Here is a 250-nt window from a genome sequence, read left to right on the forward strand (position 1 = left end):
CGCTGCTGCACAACGGGTCAACCATCGCCGTCCCCGCGACACCCGCCTCCCGCGTTCGCCACCTGTCCGACCTGCTTAATCGTCTCGGACGAGATCAGTTGATCCCCGCCGACCTTGAAGAGGTTGCCCGCCGCCGCGGCACCGTCCTGGCCGACATGCTCGGTGACCACCCAATGGTGAACACCCACCAGGACATCCACCCGGATAACATCCTTATCCGACCTGGCGGTCAGATCGCCTTGCTCGACTT

The 250-nt window shown here is 64.0% G+C and carries 1 protein-coding gene; it reads left to right on the forward strand.

Features of this window, described 5'->3' with window-relative positions:
- Positions 1-98: 98 nt before the first annotated feature.
- On the forward strand, positions 99-250 hold a 152-nt coding region (locus tag ACLQ24_RS30655; protein WP_425895203.1), incomplete at its 3' end, for a hypothetical protein.

The sequence above is a fragment of the Micromonospora sp. DT4 genome (assembly GCF_049841675.1).
In the GTDB taxonomy this organism is placed as follows: Bacteria; Actinomycetota; Actinomycetes; order Mycobacteriales; family Micromonosporaceae; genus Micromonospora.